The following is a 2,736-nucleotide window of genomic DNA, read 5'->3' on the forward strand; positions in this document are numbered from 1 at the left end:
GAATTCTGCTCCCCTGCACTCCACGGCCGAGGTAATGGCATGGATTCCAGGGTCTGCGCGCGTCGTGTCGCTGGTCGTCTCCGACATCCCCGGCGACAATCCGGCGCTGGTTGCCTCGGGGCCGACCGTTCCCGACACCGGCAGTCGCGAGGACGCGCTGGCCTCGATCGCCGCCTATGGCATGAAACTGCCGGATGCGGTCATGGCGCATATCCAGTCGCCGGCCGCCGACGCGCCGCGCCCCGACGATCCACGCTTTGCCGGCAATGAGGTCCATTTGACTGCCTCGGCCGGCGTCTCGCTGGAAGCGGCAGCCGCCGAAGCCAGGCGGCAAGGCATCGGGGCCGTCATCCTGTCGGATGCGATCGAAGGCGAGGCACGCGAGGTCGGCGGCGTGCACGCCGCGATCGCGCGCGAGGTTGCGACGCGCAACCGCCCCTTCTCCAAGCCCGTGCTTATCCTGTCCGGCGGCGAGACCACGGTGACGTTGAGGGCCCCTATTAACGGCATAAAGGGCAAGGGCGGCCGCAATTCCGAATTCCTGCTCGCCTTCGCCATCGGCATCGATGGCGTCGACGGCATCCATGCCTTGGCCGCCGACACCGATGGCATCGACGGCTCGGAGAACAATGCCGGCGCCTTCGCCGACGGCTCGACCGTGTCGCGCATGCGGGCGGTAGGCGTCGATGCCAAGGCGATGCTTGCCGGCAACAACGCCTGGACGGCGTTCAATGCGGTCGGGGATTTGTTTGTGCCGGGACCGACCGGGACGAACGTGAATGATCTGAGGGCAATACTCGTTCGATAGCGTGGAGCCCGCAGAAGTCGTCATTCCAGGGCGAAGCAAGGAGCGAAGCGACGCGCGCAGACCCTGGAATCCATGCCATTACCTCGGCCGTGGAGTGCAGGGGAGCAGAATTCTGGACCGTAGCGATACGTTGAAGTCACGGCATGGATCCTCGGGTCTGCGCTGCGTCGCTACGCTCCTTGCTTCGCCCCTGGATGACGAAACGATAGGCGCTTCGGCTAATCTCCAACGCCTTAGACCGTCCGACAGCACAGGCCACGGTCCGTTGGTCGCGTAGAACGATCAAGCAGCCATCAACTGCCTCACCTTCCGCATATCCTGCAAGAACCGCTCCTGCTCGGCTTCCTTATCCTCCTGCTCGCGGATGCGCAGGATGAAGGACGGGTGGATGGTGAGGAACACCCGCAACCCGTCCTCGCGCTCGACCACGTCGCCGCGCATCTTGGTGATCGGCACCGCCTTGCCGAGCAGCGACTGCGCCGCCGTCGCGCCGAGCGCCACGACGAGGTTCGGCTTGACGAGATCGAGTTCCTTGTCCAGCCACCAGCGGCAGGCCTGGATTTCGCCGGCATTGGGCTTCGAGTGGATGCGCCGCTTGCCGCGCGGCTCGAATTTGAAGTGTTTGACCGCATTGGTGACATAGACCTTGCGACGGTCGATTTTGGCGTCGTCCAGGATGCTGTCGAATATTCTGCCCGCTGGCCCGACAAAGGGCTTGCCGGCCAGATCCTCCTGGTCGCCGGGCTGCTCGCCGACGAAGATCACATCGGCATCCTCCGGCCCCTCGCCAAAGACGGTCTGCGTCGCATCGCGCCATAACGGGCAGCGGCGACAGCCTTTCGCCTCCTCGCGCAGCTCCGGAATGTCTTCGGCTTCAGGCGCCACCACATCGGACGGCTCGGGTGTTGGCCAGTGCTTGGCCTTCACCTTGGCATGGTGCGGCGCTGGGGTGGTTGGCATTCGGGCGATCATGTCTGATGCGGCTCTGTCCGCTCCTGCTATCAAATCTGGAATGAGCCAGGCCTCGGGAAGGTTCCGCCAATATTTCTTAGGCATCTCCCTCTGCATCGCCTTTACCTTGAGGCGGGCCGGGTTGAAGATGTTTTCGAAATAGGTCCGCCACAGCGTCTCGGCATCGTCTTCCGCCGGCGCGTCGCGCTTGGCCGCACCTGGGCCGATCGCCAACCGCTCGCCGTCCCAGTCGGCCGAGGCGTACGGAGTCAGGATCGTCCAGCGCATGCCGGTGAATCGGCGCACGAAGAAATCGGCGTTGCGCTCGACGATGAAATGATCGGGCTCGAACCACGCGACATAGCGCTCGTCCCGGCCTTCGCCGATTTTTCGGAAGCGCACGAAGGCGCGCATCTTGTGGATGTCGCGATGCACCGCCTTCTCCATCGCCTTCAGCCGCCGGATATCGGCATCGGTGGCGATCGAAAGCAGCTTGGGCTCCGAACGCAGCCGCCAGAGCAGCCGGTAAAGAAAGCCGAAGCGCTCAGGATCGCAATGGCAGATCACCGTCTCGGCCCGCTCGATGAAGTCACGCGGCACCACCAGCCGCGCACCGACTTGTGCTTCAGGCAGATCGCTGGCGCTCTCTTCGTGACCCGGTTCGACATGCCACGCGACATCTTCCGGCGGAATATCGTTCGTCGCCAGCCGGCGCGCCGCATCCCGCCAGCCGGCAAAATCGGTCTGGCTTTCGAGCCGGACGAGATGAGCGGCGAGGTTGAGTTGAGTTCTTGTCATGGTCAGAACAATGAAAGCTGCTCGCAGGAGCGGGTGATCGCCTGGCGCAAGCCGGCCTTGTCGGTCAGCGCGCCGGGCGACCAGCCTTCCGCGATGATGAAGGGCCGCACCTTGGCGACCGAATGGCAAAGCCGGCCGACATCCTCGAGCCGCAGCCGCCGGTAGCGGCGGGAGCGGCG

2 protein-coding genes and 1 pseudogene are annotated in these 2,736 nt (G+C 64.6%); 1 reads left to right on the forward strand and 2 read right to left on the reverse strand.

The window, feature by feature from the left end:
• The coding region (locus tag EOD07_RS29645; protein WP_127237862.1) for an MOFRL family protein at window positions 1-808 on the forward strand (808 nt) is incomplete at its 5' end.
• A gap of 282 nt (window positions 809-1,090) precedes the next feature.
• Here the strand turns inward: EOD07_RS29645 and EOD07_RS29650 are convergent.
• Both EOD07_RS29650 and EOD07_RS38730 read right to left on the reverse strand, forming a co-directional pair.
• The gene (locus EOD07_RS29650; RefSeq protein ID WP_127237863.1) at window positions 1,091-2,557 is read right to left on the reverse strand and encodes a UdgX family uracil-DNA binding protein; all 1,467 of its coding nucleotides are present in this window, start codon (window positions 2,555-2,557) and stop codon (window positions 1,091-1,093) included.
• A gap of 2 nt (window positions 2,558-2,559) precedes the next feature.
• A pseudogene (locus EOD07_RS38730) lies at window positions 2,560-2,736 on the reverse strand (radical SAM protein); the annotation flags it as partial.

Source organism: Mesorhizobium sp. M2C.T.Ca.TU.002.02.1.1 (assembly GCF_003997225.1).

Coding starts and splice junctions, on each gene's coding strand:
- EOD07_RS29650 (WP_127237863.1), bottom strand. CDS start 2,557: ATGACAAGAACTCAACTCAACCTCGCCGCTCATCTCGTCCGGCTCGAA.